Genomic DNA, 19590 nt, shown 5'->3' with positions numbered 1-19590 from the left:
CAAAATCTCCTTAGTTTTTTTACGTGGGATGGTTTCGAACCACGTTATTCGTTTTTAAGCAACAAGATTATATTTTACGTGGTAGCCCCTCTTTCGTCAATAGATTCCTATCGTGAACTACCTTTTTTCTTTTAGACAACGTATAATGAAACATATGAAAGATTTAGGAGGTTTCACTTCATGACAGCAACAATTCAAAATGAAAAAGTGATCGTTTCCATTTCTGACAAAGGTGCAGAATTACAGAGCGTTCGCTTAAAAGAAGACAACATAGAATATTTATGGCAAGGTGATTCTGCTTATTGGGGACGCCGTGCACCAATTTTGTTCCCAATTGTCGGTCGATTAGTAGATAATACATACTACGTAGACGGTAAACCATATTCATTAACACAACACGGTTTCGCTCGTGATCTTACTTTTTCTGTGAAAGAACAAAGCGAAACAAAGATCACTTATATCGTTACTAGTAATGAAGAAACATTAAAAAAATACCCATACGAATTCGAATTACTCGTTTCTTATGAGCTAGATGGACAAAGTGTTCATGTAACATATGAAGTAAACAATCCTACTTCTAAAGAAATGTTCTTCTCAATCGGAGCACATCCTGGATTCAACTTCCCTTTATTGGACGGTGAATCATTTACAGATTATCACTTATCGTTTAATGGTTCGGAACGCTTAGAAACAAGCGTATTAGAAGGACCTTATCTTTCAAACAAAAAGCAATTAATCGCTGAAAATACGACTGAATTGCCACTTACATACGATTTATTCAAAAATGATGCACTTATTTTTGAACATATGAATACGAATGAAATTTCGATTCGTTCTCATAAACATAATAAATTTGTAAAAGTAGAATTTGATGGATTTCCATTTGTCGGCGTATGGACACCAGGGGATAACGCACCTTTCTTATGTATTGAACCTTGGTATGGAATCGCTGATGAAGTAAATCCAGCAAAAGATTTCAAGGACAAAAAGGGAATTCAATCTTTACAAGCGAATGAAACATTTACATGTCGTTACAGCATCACAATCGGATAACTACTCTATCCCCTACTTCAAAAAAATATTTAAGTAGGGGATAATCTTATAATTTGGAGGTTTCTCATTTTGATTGAAGTATATATTGATGGTGCATCAAAAGGAAATCCTGGTCCTTCTGGTGCAGGAGTGTTTATTAAAGGCGTTCAGCCGCCTGTACAATTATCAGTACCACTTGGAACAATGTCCAATCATGAAGCAGAGTACCGCGCTTTACTTCTAGCATTAAAATATTGCATTGAGCATAATTATAGCACTGTCTCTTTTCGTACAGATTCGCAGCTTGTTGAGCGGGCTGTTGAAAAGGAATACGCAAAAAATAAAATATTTGCACCTCTTTTAGATGAAGCACTACAGTACATAAAAAACTTCGATCTCTTTTTTATTAAGTGGATTCCAAGTAGTCAAAATAAAGTAGCTGATGAATTAGCTAGAAAAGCTATCTTACAAAATTAACGGGGGTATGAGTGTGAAAAAAGAGTGGATTGCTCCTCTTGCTTTATTATTTGTCTCTTTTATTTGGGGAGCTACGTTTGTTGTCGTTCAAAACGCTATGTCTTTCGTTGGTCCATTTACGTTTAATGGTATTCGCTTTTTATTCGCTGGAATTATTTTATTATTCGTTCAAATTATTTTTTCACAGAAAACTTCAAAACAAGAATTAAAACATAGTAGTTTAGCTGGATTAATGGTTGGGTTCTTCTTATTTGTCGGCTATTTATTACAAACATTTGGCTTACTTTATACAACTTCTTCAAAAGCAGGTTTCTTAACTGGGCTAAGCATTGTTATGGTCCCAATCTTATCCTTTATCTTTTTAAAACAAAAAGCCACCATTTTCATCGTACTTGGCATTGCTGTAGCTACAACAGGTTTGTACTTATTAACAGCTGCTGATTCTTTCCAATTAAATATAGGAGATATACTTGTTCTCGGTTGTGCAGTCGCTTTCGCTGCCCATATTCTTATTAACGGCTTCTTTTCTAAAAAAATATCACCTTTATTATTAAGCACATCTCAAGTATTAGCTGTTGGTATATTTTCTTCTATTTGCGCTTTCTTGTTTGAAGATTGGAAAAAGTTATTTTCAGTATCACTATGGACGAATCAATCCTTTTTATTCGCACTCTTTCTAACTGCCCTGTTTGCAACATCTATTGCTTTTTTCATTCAAACATCGGCACAAAAACACACTTCTCCAACGAGAGTAGCAATTATTTTCGCAATGGAGCCCGTTTTTGCTGCATTAACAGGCGTTCTCGTTGCAAATGAACAACTTTCTATTTCTGCTATTATCGGATGTCTATGTATTTTTCTAGGCATGATTTTTGTTGAATTACCTTCCAAAACAAAAAAAGAAGCGCAGGCTGCGTGAAGTTACGCTTGTAACTTCCGCATAAAAGCCTTAGCGCTTTTTTTATCTGTAATTTCTTCCTCTTTCAATCGTTCTAATAACGCAACGAAATAACTACCATCAAACTGCAATTGATGTTTAATTGTCGCTTCTATTGCTGCGTTCACAATCCCATCAGACGCACCAGTATATCCTTGTCCAAACATAATAAACCCTTGTGCTTCCTCTGATAATTTAAATCCTTTCGTATGTAAGAATGAAAGATAATCTTCTACTGTTTGCATGTTATTCCCACCTACTCAAAAATTCTCCATCTCCTATCATACATGTTTTTACACGCTATGAGAATGAAATTTCTTTGACAACTTTGTAAATCAATCTTCTACTTCTCTTACAATAGAGGATTTCCTAACAATCTGAAGGAATATGTACAGTGGAACTTATTTCATATTAAAGGGGAGACACGATGAAACAAGTACTATTAATTATCGACGCTCAACAAGAATTAATTGATGGAAATGAGCAAGAAAATGAAGTTTTTCGTAAAACCGAGCTATTATCTACACTAAATATAGCCCTGCAGAAAGCAATAGATTCAAATGCTCTTATTGTTTTTGTAAGAGATATCGATGTTGCTTCAGGTAGTGGCGAAGGATTTGAAGTACATAATCAAATTCAAGTACCCCAGTCTGCAATCTTTATTAATAAAGCAGCAACCAATTCATTCTACGGTACTTCTTTACTTGAACTTTTAAAAGAAGAAAACATTAATCATATTGTTATAGGCGGATGTAAAACAGAACATTGCATTGACACTGCCGTTAGGACAGCAACTGTACAAGGATTTGACGTTACATTAATTAAAAACGGTCATTCAACAACTGATTCTAACGTATTGTCTGCAGAACAAATTATTGGTCATCACAATAAAACTTTACACGGTCATTATAACGTTGATCATTTTTCTATGGTGCGAGATATTGAGGAAGACCTCTTTCAGCCAACTCATGACCAATATCGTGATTAAATTGGCTCAAAAAAGAATCCTTCATTTAAAAGGATTCTTTTTTATCCAAAAATTTGCGCTGCAATACTATATAGTTCACTATTTCTTTTTAATAACCGATTACTATTTTTCATCATAATTGGTGGTATATTCACTTTTTTAAAACCAGCAATCTCTAATTCTTTCATGAAATCGTTCTTTCCTTCTAGTACATCAATTCTTAATTTACCATTATGCCCTCTTGCTAAATCATGTACTATTCTCATTGCCATCTCATCATTTTTAGCAACAACCGGCCCTATTATCTTATTTTCTGGTGTTTGTATGCTTAAACCGTAACCTAATACATTTTGTTCCTTGTCCCTTACAACGATACACTGTTCACTTTACATAATTCTTTTCTTTAAAAACTCTTTTCTATTTGTTCCAAACGCATATTCATCTATTTTTATTATTTTTTCTAAATCACCCTCTTCATAATTCATCACATAATCTTCATTTCTTACACAATAATCTTTCGCATTGTATGAGTTACATATGTATTTAGAAACATAACTTACTGCCCTAAATCCTAACTTTTCATATAAAGGTTTCCCTTCATCCGTAGCAATCAGCATAATTGGAGTATGAGCTGATACGCTTTTAACGCACGCTTCCGTTATTATCTTTCCAATCCCTCTCCCCTTATAATCTGGATGTACAATCACCATTCCGATAGACGCTAATTTCTCCCCATATAATATTATTGCCGCGCTAGCAATTAGTTCCTCTCTCTCATTCCAAACACCGTATACAATCCCTGCGTTAAAAATAGTCTCAATTTCTTCTCTGTTATAATCCCACCCAATATAAGAAGATAATGATACAATATTCCCTGTTTTTGCTTCCCTAAGACGCTCCACTCTAATTTCCAATTCAATCATACTCCATCCCCTTATCTAGACATTTAAATCATTATTATCAAATCAACTTGTACATGTTTCCATTTATTTATCACACACATATCCTATTTTGACCAAGACTATATTGGAAATGAGGTGACAACATGCCCATTACGAATCGATTTTCTACCACCACTAACGGCGCACTCGCTATTACAGGTAATACTTTAGGATTAAGTAAAATTAGTAATCAAAACCGTGCTGGTACAATCGGGGCAATTGGTGCGTTTATAACTACGAATACCGCTTTACAAGTACCTACTTTTCCCGCAGGTACAACGTTAACCTATACACAAAATAGTTCTACCGCTATTTTAAATATCCCTGCTGGTAGCACTATTCTTTACGCAGAACTCGTTTGGGGAGGAAACTATTTATCTCGTGATCAAAACATTACGAGTGTTCTAGGTAATCCCGTTTCATTTACAACACCCGTTTCAACATACTCAATTACTCCTTCAGCTGTTACAGCTTCAAATCAAACGTTCGTTTCAAACTCTATTACATTTGGCTTTTATACTCGTTCAGCAGACGTAACAACTCTTATTCAAGCTGGCGGTTCTGGTTCTTATACTACAGGAGCTGTCCCTGGACTTGTTGATCCTTTAGATGCTTCAAATGGATCCATTAACTCGGCCGGATGGACACTCATTGTCGCTTATCAAAACGGGACATTACCTGCAAGAAATTTAACTATTTACGTAGCTGGTAACCGTGTTTCTGCTGATACTGGTAGTGCAGATGTAGCTGTTTCAGGATTTTTAACACCTTCAGGAGGACCAGTAAGCGGGAGATTATTTTTAAGCTCCACTGAAGGAGATGCAGATTTAATCGGGGATCAAGCTTTATTTGGGCCAAATTTCAGTTCATTAAATGCCTTATCTGGGCCAAATAATGCTGTAAATAACTTCTTCGGTTCTCAAATTAATAATGCCGCTGGAAACTTAGATACAACTGGGACATTTGGAACGCGAAATCAAAGTGCTTCTACAGGCACAAACATCTCAGCAGGAAGACAGGGCTGGGATATTACTTCTATTGATATTTCTCCTTATTTAACAAACTCACAAGTGTCCGCCGCAATCCGTTTAACTACTAACGGAGATGCGTATATGTTAAATACAGTCGGTTTACAAATCAACATAAATTCACCTACTATACAAGCAACGAAAAGCGTGAATAAAAGTGTTGCTGCAATTGGAGATATTCTCACTTATACAGTTACGATCCCTAATACCGGGCTTCTTCCTGCCAATAACGCTATTTTTATAGATAGTCTCCCTAACGGTACTTCTTTTATACCCGGCACTGTAACAGTAGATAACGTACCACAAACAAATGCTAATCCTGCGGCTGGTATATCTCTTGGAACAATCAATAATGGTGCTTCTCGTACAGTAACTTTCCAAGCTACCGTCGTTTCTCTTCCAAGTCAAAATCCTATCTCTAACACTGCTAATATTACATTTCAATATACACCAATCGCTGGAGGAACAACCTTTAACGGCCTTGCAACAAGCAATTCTGCTGGAACACAAATTAATCTGGCAGATATTAATGGAACAAAATCAGTTAACAAACTTTTTACCGATATTGGTGAAACATTAACTTACAGTATTGCCTTAGCTAATATAGGAAATATCGCTGCAACGAACGTTATATATACGGATCCGATTCCTAGCGGAACTACTTTCATTCCAGGGAGTGTAACTGTTAACGGAGTTACTCAAGCTGGAGCAAATCCCGCTAATGGTATACCAATTGGTTCGATTGCAGCAAATTCCACTACTACTGTTTCATTCCAAGTGCTCGTTCCTTCTATCCCTCAAACAAACCCAATATTAAATAGTGGAACAACAACATATCAATACATTCCTGTACCTAATCAACCAGCAGTAAGTGGGACTGATACGACAAATATTGTCTCCACTCAAGTGAATAATGCTACTGTAACAATGACGAAAGCAGTAGATAAAAATTTTGCAGATATTGGTGACACACTAACGTACACCGTTTCCTTTACAGGTATAGGTAATACCAATGCAAATAACGTTATTTTTACAGATGTCATCCCTACTGGAACAACTTTCGTTCTAAACAGTTTAACAATAGATGGCACGACACAAGTGGGCGCAAATCCCGCTAACGGCGTGAATATTGGATCCATCCCAACAGGCACAACAAAAAATATTACATTTCAAGTAGTAGTAAATACAATACCCGCGTCAAATGTCGTATCTAACGGATCAAGCGCTTCTTATCAATATACCGTCAATCCTAGCCAATCACCTGTTACGAAAAACATTTCTTCTAATCTCGTTTCCACTCAAATTAACAATGCGAATGTAACATTAACAAAATCCACTAATAAACAATTTGCTACAATTGGCGAAACGATAAGTTATACAATCCTTATTACAAACAGCGGAAATACAGCCGCTAATAACGTACAACTAACAGATCCACTTCCAAATGGAACGATATTAAATCCTGGTACTGTAACACTAAACGGAGTTTTGCAAAATGTAGATTCTCTCGTTGCATTACCTATCGGCACAATTCCTGGCGGGGCTACTTTTACCCTCTCTTTCCAAGTAACACTCATCAATATTACCGCCCAAAACCCTATCATTAATAATGCCTTTGCTTCTTATCTATATACTGTAAATCCAAGTCTGCCACCGACTTCAAAAACAGCAAATTCTAATTCTGTTACATCAACAATTAGACTAGCAAATCTCCATGCTAATAAATCTGTAGATAAAACGTTTGCGGAAGTTGGTGATGTATTAACTTACACCTTTTCTCTCACTAATGATGGAAATGTTGCAGCGAACAATGTATTACTATCTGATTCAATTGCGAATGGAACCGCCTTTGTCCCAAACAGCGTTATAGTTAACGGTGTTACTCAGCCAGGCGTTACACCAGCTAGCATCAATATTGGTAGCATCAATGCTAATACTACAATTATAGCTTCATTCCAAGTAGTAATAACTAACATTCCAAATCCAAACCCTATTTCAAATAGCGCTTCCATTTCCTATAACTTTATCGTTGATCCAAACACTTCACCTGTAAGTAAGAACACTACTTCAACCACTACATTTACTCAAGTAAACGATGCAAATGTCATTTCAGCCAAAACAGTGGATCGAGAGTTCGCTACCGTAGGGGATATATTAACTTATACTGTTACTTTGACGAATGCAGGAAGTGTTTCTGCTGATAGCCCTACTTTCGTAGATACGAATCCAGACGGTACTACCTTTATTCCAAACACTTTTCTTATTAATGGTGTACTTCAAAATAACGCAGATCCAAATATAGGTGTTCCGCTACCTTCCATTGCTGCTAACGGTTCACTTACCGTCTCTTATCAAGTAACCGTCACCTCTTTACCAACACAAAATCCAACATTAAATTCATCTAGTACACAGTATAGCTTTATTTTAAATCCGGGCGATCCACCAACTATAGAAACATCTGTAAGTAACACTGTAAGTACACAAATTAATTTAGCAAATGTAGTTATTGTCAAAGAAGTAGATTTAACTATCGCCGACGTCGGGCAACCAATCACATATACAATTTCTTTAGCTAATCTTGGCAATACTACAGCAAATAATGTTATTGTTACCGATATAATCCCTAATGGCACCACTATCGTTCCAAATAGTATTTTTATAGGTGGTGCTTTACAACTAGGTGCAGACCCTAGTGCCGGTCTTCAAGTGGGCTCCATTCCTTCGGGTGGTTTTACAACGATTGTATTTCAAATAAGTGCAAATGGGCTACCTTCACCAAACCCAATTCAAAACAGCGCTGCACTTCAATATAGCTTTATCGCTGATCCAAACTTACCTGCTCTTGTTAGAAACACTGCTAGCAATATAGTAACTACACAAATTAATACTGCTAATATCGTTGCTACAAAACTAACGAGCACAAACTTCGCTGATGTCGGTGATGTCATACTATATGCGACTATTTTAACGAATAACGGGAATATCCCTGCTGCTAATGTAACATTTACAGATATCATTCCAGCGGGTACCCTCTTCATTCCTAATACTGTAACGATTAATAATGTCCCTATAGCTAATGCAAATCCTGCTAACGGCATTTCGATTGGTACGATAGGAGCGAATTCATCACGCACTGTTGCATTCCAAGTTTTTGTACCAACTATCCCTGCTGTAAACCCAATTACAAATCAATCAGGCACAACATTCCAATATACGTATGATCCATCCAAACCAGCTGTAATGCAGATGGTTGCTTCTAACACTGTACAGACAACTATTAATAACGCCTCAATTGCCGCTACGAAATCGGCAGATAAACAGTTTGCTAACGTAAATGATATTATTACGTACACGACTACTTTAACGAATAACGGGAACACACTTGCATCAAATGTAATATTTACAGATGTAATTCCAAATGGGACATCGTTTATTCCTAATAGTGTTACTGTAAACGGGAATACACTGCCTAATGTAAATCCAGCAAGTGGAATTGCCATTGATCCAATAAATCCGAATGCAAATACGATCATCTCGTTCCAAGTACAAGTAAATTCTATCCCGAATCCAAATCCAATCCCGAACCAAACCAATACAACGTACCAGTACGTCGTAGATCCTAACTTACCTCCAGCATCGGCCAATACGTTAAGTAACGTAATAACAACTCAAATTAATAACGCTACTATTGTCGCTACTAAGTCAGTGAATACACCGACAGCTGCAATTGGCGATATCGTTACCTATACGATTGCAGTAACAAATACAGGTAATATCCCTGCTAGTGCAACTGTTTTAACAGATGGGCTTGGCGCAGGAGCTTCATTTATCCAAAACTCCGTAACTATCAATAATGTTCCACAACCAGGATTAGATCCTTCACTTGGTGTTCACTTGGCAGATATTTCGCCAGGAGATACTGTATTCATTACTTTTCAAGCACAAATTTTAGCGATACCACCTAGTGGCACATTAACAAATAATGCTCTTGTAAATTATGAATATACCGTGAATCCAAACCAATCTCCTGCTGTTGGTAGCACCGTAACAAATACAACAGTTACACCAATTATTGACGCTACTTTAGTAATAAATAAAAGCGCTAGTACAACTTTCGCTACAATTGGTGATACAATTACATTCACTTCATCTATTACAAACACCGGAAATACTATTGCGAACAACATTATTTTTACTGATACAATTCCAAACGGTACTACCTTTATCCCAAATAGCTTTAAGATAAATGGTGTAACCGTTCCGAATGCAAATCCACAAAACGGTATCAATATTGGTAACTTGAATTCAAATGCATCTGCTACACTCAGTTTTCAAGTAAACATTACAACACTTCCAAACCCGAATCCAATCCCGAACAAATCATCGCTTCAATATAGCTTTATTGTAGATATAAATGAACCGCCAGTTTCACGAACAGTTCAATCTAATAAAACTTTTACACAAGTAAATACTGCTTCTGTTATCGCAACAAAAACTGCAAGCAGTGTTTTTGCTGCTGTTGGAGATACAATTACGTATACAACTACCCTCACCAATAGCGGAAATACTACCGCAAACACACCTGTTTTTATCGATATATTACCACCTGAACTTTCATTCGTTCCTGATAGCGTACAAATTAATACCATCCCACAACTTGGATTTAGACCAGATAGCGGGATCTCTTTAGACTCAATTCCAGTTGGAGGAACGACAACAATTAGCTTTCAAGCTATCGTTGGCTCAATACCAGCTACCAATCCAACTTTGAACCAATCTAGCACAACATACTTGATCATTGTTGATCCTACCCAGCCGCCTGTGACAAAAACAGCTACAAGTAATCCAACTTTAGTTCAAATTAATGAAGCAATTATTCAAGCAACGAAAAGTGTGGATCGACTATTTTCTGACGTAGCACCTGGAAATTCATTTTTAACGTATACTGTTTTATTGGATAATATAGGAAACGTAACTGCTACGAATATCATTTTTACAGATCCGATTCCAAACAATACGATATTTATAGAAGATAGTGTTCGAGTAGGCGGGGTTTTATTGCCTGGGGTAAATCCGGCGAATGGGATACCAATTGGGGATATTATTGCAGGAGATTTTACAAATGTCACCTTCCGCGTGCAAGTAGTTAGCATTCCAAATCCAATTTTCACAATTGGACCTGGTGGACCAAACTCACCGGTTGTAAATGGTGCCTCCATTGACTATCAGTTTATTACAGGACCTAATTTACCACTCGTTTCAAGAAGTACGACATCCAATCCGGTTTCGACACAAATAAATTCCGGAGAAATTGTGGCAATCAAATCTGTAGATAAAACTTTCGCAACGATTGGTGATACAATTTCTTATACAATTACATTAAGTAACCCTGGAAATGTCACTTCACAAAATATAATTTTCACAGATATTTTACCTGACGGAACGACATTCATATCTGGCACTCTTACAAACGATTCTGGTACACAGCAAATCGGAAATCCAGCTAAGGGGATTCAGATTGGAAATATAAACCCAAATGGAACGGCCGTTATTACTCTCAACGTACTTGTTACAAACATTCCAAGTATAAATCCAATTTCTAATTCTAGCTCTGTACAATTTGCACATGTAGTCGATCCTAGCCAACCTGCCGTATCGCAAACGAATGTATCTAATACGGTTTCGACAACTATTAACAGTGCGATATTAACAACCAAAAAAAGTGTGGATAAATCTATTATTTCCGTCGGGGATACACTTACGTATACAACAACTATTACAAATACAGGAAATACACCAGCTACAAATATAACTTTTACAAGTGCAATTCCTCCTAGTACTACTTTTATACCAGATTCCGTCACAATAAATGGTATCCAACAGCTTGGTGCACAGCCAGCACTCGGAGTAAATATACCAAATATCGCTCCTGGTGAAACAGTAACTGTTACTTTCCAAGTAAATGTTATTTCTGTTCCCTCTTCAAGTTCAATTATGGGTAATGACACAATTTTATATTCTTATACTGTTGATCCAAACGGAACTCCTGCTACTACTTCTACTTCAACGAATATTGTTACAAACCCTGTATTAGATGCTATGATAACGATGGTAAAATCGGTCGATCAAACCCTTGTAACACTAGGCGATACCATTACCTATACGACAATTTTAACGAATAACGGTAATACAAATGCAACGAATATTACTTTCACTGATCTTATACCAAATGGTACAACATTTATTACTGACAGTGTTACAATAGATGGCATCACGCAAATCGGTCTTAATCCTAATACAGGCATAACAATTGGAGCAATTGCTCCTAACAGCTCAACATCTATAGCATTTCAAGTGACCGCTACTTCTACTCCTGTTCAAAATCCTATTGCCAATTCCGCTACTGCTTCTTACACATTTATCGCTGATCCCAATGCACCTATTGTTTCAAGAAACGTTACTTCAAACACAGTATTTACTACGATTAATACAGCTAACATTCTTTCATTAAAACAAGTCGATAAATCCTTTAGTCGTATTGGGGACACACTCACTTATACTATTGCTTTAACAAACAATGGAAACTCATCCGCACAAAATGTTATATTCACAGATACCGTGCCAAGTGGAACTACATTTATTGCAAACACATTTTCTATTAATGGAGTTCCTCAAAGTGGGGCGGATCCATCGAACGGTGTGAATATCGGGACAATAACAGCCGGGACTACAGTAACAGTTTCGTTCCAAGTTACTGTTACATCATTACCAACCGAAAACCCAATTGTAAATTTCTCATCAACATCGTATCAATTAGTCTCACCACCTGACTCAGAAACTTCAATTAGTAATCCTGTTTCAACACAGATTAAAGAAGCCATATTATCTATGACGAAAAATGAAAGTGTATCCTTTGCAGATCTCGGGCAAACTGCTTTTTATACTACTTCTATTACCAATGTAGGCAATACCGATGCAACTAATATTGTATTCACAGATGCATTACCAAGTGGACTCACATTTGTTCCTAACACATTAACTGTCGATGGCGTTTTACAACCTAACGCGGATCCAAATACAGGTGTATTGCTTGCAACACTTCCACCAAATGAAATATATAGTATCGTCTTTCAAGTTACAGTGAACAGCATTCCTCTTAGTAACCCTGCACCAAATACAGCATCAACCACGTATGAGTTTACTGTTAATCCAAGTAATCCGCCAGCATCGAGTGCAGCTACTTCCAACACTACACTTCTTCAAATAAACAACGCAACTATTATTACCACAAAAACAGCTAATCTTACTTTTGCGGACATTGGTAATACAATAACATTTACACTTAACCTCCCTAATACCGGGAATGTGACCGCAACTGATGTAACTATTATCGATATTCTTAATAGCAATTTAAGTTTCGTTCCAAATAGTTTCACAGTTAATGGGCAAACCATTCTAAACGCTGATTTATCAACGGGGGTAAATATTGGTTCCATTAATGGTGGTAATACGGCAATCGTTACATTCCAAGCAACTGTTATTACACTTCCAACACTTAATCCTATTTCTAATTCTGCTTCTACCACATATCATTATGTCGTTGACCCTAGCCAGCCACCTATTACAACTTCCAATCAATCTAATACAACGACAACACAAATTAATAGCGCTATCCTTACTGCACAAAAAAATTCAAATGTATCAACGGTAGATATCGGGCAGGATATTACCTACACCGTTACAATTACAAATGGCGGAAATGTTAGTGCAACGAATGTTATTTTTACCGATCTTATTCCAGACGGAACTTCCTTTGAACCGAATAGCTTTACACTGAACGGAACTACCATCCCAAATGCAGACATCATTACAGGCGTTCCAATCGGTGATATCGCGCCAAACGAATCTGTCATCGTAGCATTTCACATTATCGCCAATGAAATTCCGCCTATAAATCCAATTACTAATCAAGCTAGCGTTAGCTTTCAACATATTGTTAATCCAGCTAATCCTCCAGTTTCAAAAAATATTACTTCTAACAACGTTACAACAAAAATTGAAAGTGCGATTTTAAATACGATTAAAATAGGAGATAAAACTTTTGCAACGATTGGTGATACGATTACGTATACAACGACTATTACGAACACAGGCAATATTCCTGCTAACAACGCTATATTCTCAGACCCTTTACCATCGTGGACACAATTTGTTGCAGGATCAGTTATTGTTGATGGCACTCCATTACCATCCGCTTCGATTATTAACGGTGTTGGCATAAATACAATCAATCCAAATCAAACTGTTACAATCATATTCCAAATACAAATTGTAAGTAATCCTACAACGTTCACACCTGAACTCCAAAACTTAGGTTTTGTTAACTTCCAATATAACGTAGGCAATGCATTACTGGCTCAGCCTGGCAATGTGGAAACGAATGTCTTCGTTACTTCTATTAATACAGCAATACTTTCAGCTGTAAAAACTGCTAATACAGCCTTTGCAAATATTGGAGATACGATCACTTATACAGTTTCGATCCAAAATAACGGCAATACAAACGCTACGAATGTAAATTTCTCAGACCTAATTCCAGCAGGAACGACCTTTGTTGAAAATAGTTTTGCTGTAAATGGAAGTACCATTCCAGGCGCAAATCCAAATAACGGAGTGAATATCGGAACAGTTAGCGCAGGTAGTTCCTTAACCGTTACTTTCCAAGTCATAGTTACATCTACTCCACCTTCAAATCCGATTACAAACGTAGCATCTATTCAATACGTATTCATCGTTGATCCAGCCTCTCCTCCTGTTACAGGTACGATAAATTCTAATAGCGCTTCAACACAAATTAATAACGCAACTGTTACAACTGTTTTACAAGCAAATCGTTCAATTGTATCTATCGGGGATATAATTACGTATACAGCAACATTAACGAATACTGGAAACTTCCCTGCAAACTCTGTATTACTCATTAACGGAGTTCCTGAAGGAGCATTATTTGTTCCAAATAGTGTTACCCTCAACGGGATTTCACTTCCAGATGCAAGTCCAACTCTTGGTATTCCAGTTGGTATTATCGCACCAGGTGATTCCGCTACTATTACGTTCCAATTTCTTGCAAGTTCTATTCCACCGCAAGGAGCGATTATAAATCAAGCACTTACAAGTTACACGTATATTGTCGATCCAAGTCAACCTCCTGTTACAGCAACATCCTCGTCTAATACGGTTAATACAGCTGTTGTTGATGCATCGTTATCCGTAATTAAAAGTACAGATTCTCTCGTACAATCTACTGACGGTACAATCACTTACACAGTAGTCGTTCAAAATAACGGAAATACTACTGCAAATACAGTTACTTTAACAGATTTGGTCCCAGAAGGAACTGCATTTATTCCGAATAGCGTTACCATTAATGGTGTTTCTGTTCCAGGTGCCGATCCTAACGTAGGAATACCATTAAACTCCATCACACCGTCAGAAATCGTCACTGTAACATTCCAGGTTATCGTTCAATCTATACCAAGCGTGAACCCAATTTCGAATACAGCCCGTATTGACTATACTTTTATCGCCGATCCAACTGCTCCTATCATCTCTCGAACAATTACGTCTAATCCTGCTTTCACACAAATTTCGGATGCGACTATCCTTTCTTTAAAAGCAGTCAATGCACCTCAAGCAACAACAGGTGATATTTTGACTTACACAATAACACTAGAAAATACCGGAAATATTCCAGCTACTAATCTCATATTTTCAGATACTATCTCCCAAAATACTACATTCGTAGAAAATAGTTTTACACTTAACGGAACAACTATACTTGGTGCTAATCCAAATGTAGGTGTTACTTTACCTACCCTAGCAGCAAACGCTACTCATCTTATTTCGTTCCAAATTCTTATTAACGATTCATTCTCGCAAGAATCGATTACAAATCAATCCAATACAACATATACAATCCAACCAGACCCAGGGCAACCGCCTATTACTGAAACATCTACTAGTAATATCGTCATTACAAATTTCGTGCAAGCACAATTGACAATTACTAAAACATCCAATCCAACAACTGTAGATATTGGCGGAACTATACTTTATATTTCTGAAGTGAAAAATATCGGTAATGTTGACGCAATAAATATTAATTTCACAGATTTTATTCCAGCTGGGACTACATTCGTTCCCGATAGTGTCACAATTAATGGTGTCCTTCAGCCAGGTGTAAATCCTGAAAACGGAATACCGATTGGAACAATTCCAGCAAACAGTTCCAAAACGATACTATTTCAAGTGCAAACAAATAATCCACCTACTGAAACCGAAATTGCAAATCAATCTTCAGCAACTTACCAATATGTAAGTATTCCTACAGCCCCACCAGTAAATCGCTCTGCAAATTCTAACATTGTTACAACATCACTTCAAAATGCAAATATTATTTCTGTTAAAAGCGCGGATGTAAATTTCATATCAATCGGGCAAATTATTACCTACACAAATACACTACAAAATATAGGAACCGTTCCGGCTAACAATACCGTGTTCATTGATAACATTCCAGAAGGTACTATATTCATTGAGGATAGCTTAGCAATAAATAATGTAACTCAGCCTGGCGCTAATCCTGAAAACGGAGTAACTCTCGGCACGATACAACCAAATGAAACAGTCACTATTTCATTCCAAGTACAACTTACAAATATACCAGAGGGCAATACAGTCATTAATATTTCAGACACTTCGTACGAATACCAAATTGACCCTAGTTCTCCAATTATTCAGCGTAGATCGTTATCAAATGCAGTAAATACTGAAGTGCGAACGGCAAATGTTAGTGCAATTAAATCCGCTAACAGATCCATTACACGTATCGGTCAAATCATCACATATACAGTCGCAGTTACAAACGCCGGTACAATACCTATTACAAATACTCTCCTACTTGACGCAATTGCTTCTGGCACCACATTCGTTCCAAATAGCATTCTTGTAGATGGCGTACCAAGACTTAACGAAAATCCAATTACCGGTATCAATCTTGATATAATTCTTCCAAATAATACGATTATTGTTACGTTCCAAGTAAGCGTAGTCTCTATACCGCCACAAAATAACATTAATAATATCGCCGTCATTCACTATGAGTATCGACCAGACCCAAGCGGACCACCAATTTCAGAAACAACCTCTTCCAATAGTACAAATATACAATTTATTGATGCTATTCTTATTGCTACAAAATCCGCTAATACTGTATTAGCTAACATTGATGAAACCATTGAATATACAGTATTCATTCAAAATAATGGATCGACTACAACTAACTCCATCTTTTTTACAGATACTATAGCGGATGGAACAGTATTTATTCCAGGAAGTGTAATAGTTAACAATACTGTACTTCCTGCAGCAGATCCGAATATCGGCTTTTCCATTCCTAATGTCGCAGCAGGTCAAATGGCTACAATAACATTCCAAGTTTCCGTTACGAATTTACCTGCTGTAAATCCAACACCTAATACTGCAAACATCGTTTACGACTTTATTTTCAATCCTGACTTTGCGCCAATTCAAAAATCTACTACTTCCAATACTACTTTCGTTCAAATTAATGATGCTGATATCATTTCACTTAAAACTGTTGATTTGACCTCTGTAACAATTGGTGACATTTTAACTTATACAACAACTTTAACGAATACAGGGAATACGGATGCCACTACTGTTGTATTTACAGACAATATACCTGATGGAACAACCTTTATTGACGGTAGCGTTTTAGTAAATAACATTCCTCAGCTTAACGCCAACCCAAGTGTAGGTATACTTGTAGGAACGATTGCTCCTAATATTTCTATCCCAGTCACATTTTCTGTTACCGTCGTAGCTCTTCCTGCTAGCGGCCATGTTCAAAATCAATCAACTTCTCGTTATACAATAAACGTGGAAGAACAAATATCGACTAGCAATATTACCTTCACTGAAGTTATTTCTGCTAATGTAATTGCGACAAAAACAACGCCTATCCAATATGCTGACTTACAAACTATCATCCCTTATACAATTTCCATCATAAATAACGGAAATATACAAGTCGAAAACATTATTGTTACAGATATCATCCCAGCAAATACGAGCTTTATAGAGAATAGTGTTATCGTGAACGGCAACGCTCGGCCAAATGACAACCCTCTTAACGGTATACAAATTGATAACATTCCGCCTAATACGACAGCAACTATTCTATTCCAAGTACGGGTTACTTCGATTCCACAAACAAATCCAATCTCTAACACGAGTACAATTGAATATGAATACACGGTACCAGATCGACCACCTATTACCGAAACTATTATTTCATCAGCTGCCGCAACAGAAATTAATCACGCGAATTTGAATAGTAATAAAGCTGTTGATCTTGCATTTGCAACGGTTGATGATACGTTAACGTATACGATTACACTAAATCAAACCGGTAATGTTGCAGTAAATGATGTAATCATTCAAGATATTATCCCTCAAGGTACTACGTTTATAGAAAATAGCGTCATTGTAAACGGAGAAACTCTTCCAGGAGCGAATCCAGTAAGTGGCATACCAATTGGTACTATAATTGTAGGTGGAGACGCTATCGTTTCATTCCAAGTAACTGTGACTTCTATTCCAACACCAAATGAACTAAACAACAACGCAATTACTACTTTTAACTATATAGTCAATCCAAATAACGTACCCGTTACAAATACGACTATAACAAATACCGTCACAACTACTGTCCAAAATGATAATGTCATTGCCATAAAATCTGTTGATGTAACGAATGCCTTACCTGCTCAAACTTTAACGTATACAATTACGATTACGAATAGCGGTAATGTAACGATTGAAGACCTTCTTGCCATAGACACCGTACCAATAGATACGACTTTTGTTGCTGGTAGTGTTACGATTAACGGAATCAATCAGCCTAATGAGAATCCTGAAAATGGTATTACGTTAGGAAATCTTGCTCCTAATGACTCTGTCATTATTACGTTCCAATTGACAATATCTTCTTCTACTCTTCAACCTACAATTAATAACGATGCTTCTGTTTCCTATACCGTTATCATTGATCCAACAAAACCACCTATTACAATTACAAAGCAAACAAATACCGTTACAACGACAGTCATTGATCCAATGGTTCGTATTGAAAAAACAGCTGACAAATCTATTGTCGTTATAGGAGATATCATTACATTCACATTAGCGGTATTTAATCACTCCCCAATTCCGACAATCAGCACTTCTGTTATAGACACAATTCCAGCTGGTACAACATTTATAGAAAACAGCGTAACAATTAACGGTACTCCCGTTCCAAATGTTCGTCCAGACACTGGTATTAATATCGGCTCTTTACCTGCAGATTCAGTAGCAACTATAACATTTCAAGTCCTCGTAACTTCTATTCCTTCAAACAGTACAATTATAAATTCTGCAACAGTTACCGCTGCCTTTCAATTGACACCACAGGATCCAATTATTACTTTCATTGTTAATTCAAATATCGTTCGTATACCAGTTCAATTTATAACTACAACAGTCACGAAAAATGCTTCCGTCAGCTCTGCTTATTTAAATCAATATTTTGATTACACGGTGCGCATTACGAATACTTCCAAAATTTCACTCTCAAATATTTCATTACAAGATACTATTCCAGCAGGTTTACAATTTATAAACGGCACTGTCTTTATTAACGGTGAACGCTCTCCACTAGCGAATCCGAATATCGGTTTCCTAGTCGCTACTAATTTGGAACCAAACGAAACAATTATCGTGTTATTCACAGTACAAGTAATAAGTCCACCTGTTAATAATGAATTTAAAAATACGGCCAATATTTCGTTACAACTTCAAGTCTCACCTACCGACCCACCAATTACAGTAACCGTTACAAGTAACGAAAACATCGTCACCTTTGTTTCAGAAAATCCAGATGAAACACTTCCAAATTTAAATTGCTTCTTTGACGGTGAGCGCTTCATTCGTATTACTCCTCGAAATGTACGAAATTACCTTTGGACTTGGATTTGGTGGAAGTAATTGAAACAAAAAAGAGATTGTAGTTTGGTTGAAACCAAATTACAATCTCTTTTTCATTACCTATATTCCACTACGTTGTAACTCGTCCAATGATATACG

At 36.7% G+C, this 19590-nt stretch carries 6 protein-coding genes, 1 pseudogene and 1 riboswitch; of the genes and pseudogenes, 5 read left to right on the top strand and 2 right to left on the bottom strand.

Going from position 1 to position 19590, the window contains the following annotated elements; all coding sequences use genetic code 11:
- Window positions 1–4: 4 nt before the first annotated feature.
- Window positions 5–49, bottom strand: a riboswitch (PreQ1 riboswitch).
- A gap of 131 nt (window positions 50–180) precedes the next feature.
- The 3 genes from HMPREF1014_RS19930 (at window position 181) to HMPREF1014_RS19920 (ending at window position 2428) form a co-directional block, all read left to right on the top strand.
- Window positions 181–1053: an aldose 1-epimerase family protein gene (locus tag HMPREF1014_RS19930; protein WP_000127390.1), complete on the top strand. Its 873-nt coding sequence runs from the start codon at window positions 181–183 to the stop codon at window positions 1051–1053.
- A 69-nt stretch (window positions 1054–1122) separates the two neighbouring features.
- A complete protein-coding gene (locus HMPREF1014_RS19925) occupies window positions 1123–1509 on the top strand; it encodes a reverse transcriptase-like protein (RefSeq protein WP_000573880.1) in 387 nt (128 codons plus the stop codon).
- A 13-nt stretch (window positions 1510–1522) separates the two neighbouring features.
- Window positions 1523–2428: a DMT family transporter gene (locus HMPREF1014_RS19920; protein WP_000712611.1), complete on the top strand. Its 906-nt coding sequence runs from the start codon at window positions 1523–1525 to the stop codon at window positions 2426–2428.
- Window positions 2429–2430: 2 nt separating this feature from the next.
- On the opposite strand, the gene HMPREF1014_RS19915 is transcribed toward HMPREF1014_RS19920, so the two are convergent.
- Window positions 2431–2691, bottom strand: coding sequence for a DUF6123 family protein (locus HMPREF1014_RS19915; protein WP_001195212.1), 261 nt, complete (start codon window positions 2689–2691; stop codon window positions 2431–2433).
- A 182-nt stretch (window positions 2692–2873) separates the two neighbouring features.
- Here HMPREF1014_RS19915 and HMPREF1014_RS19910 point away from each other — a divergent pair, with 182 nt between their 5' ends.
- Window positions 2874–3434 carry a cysteine hydrolase family protein gene (locus tag HMPREF1014_RS19910; protein WP_000815786.1) on the top strand — a complete coding sequence of 187 codons (561 nt, stop codon included), beginning with the start codon at window positions 2874–2876 and terminating at the stop codon, window positions 3432–3434.
- 41 nt (window positions 3435–3475) lie between these two features.
- On the opposite strand, the pseudogene HMPREF1014_RS19905 reads toward HMPREF1014_RS19910, so the two are convergent.
- A pseudogene (locus HMPREF1014_RS19905) lies at window positions 3476–4336 on the bottom strand (GNAT family N-acetyltransferase).
- A 122-nt stretch (window positions 4337–4458) separates the two neighbouring features.
- Between HMPREF1014_RS19905 and HMPREF1014_RS19900 the strand changes: the two are divergent.
- A complete protein-coding gene (locus HMPREF1014_RS19900; protein WP_001123115.1) occupies window positions 4459–19491 on the top strand; it encodes a DUF11 domain-containing protein in 15033 nt (5010 codons plus the stop codon).
- Window positions 19492–19590 lie beyond the last annotated feature (99 nt).

Source organism: Bacillus sp. 7_6_55CFAA_CT2, from assembly GCF_000238655.1.
Lineage (GTDB): Bacteria > Bacillota > Bacilli > Bacillales > Bacillaceae_G > Bacillus_A > Bacillus_A cereus.
The sequence above is the reverse complement of the archived record's forward strand: the minus strand, read 5'-3'. Positions and strand labels throughout refer to the sequence as shown.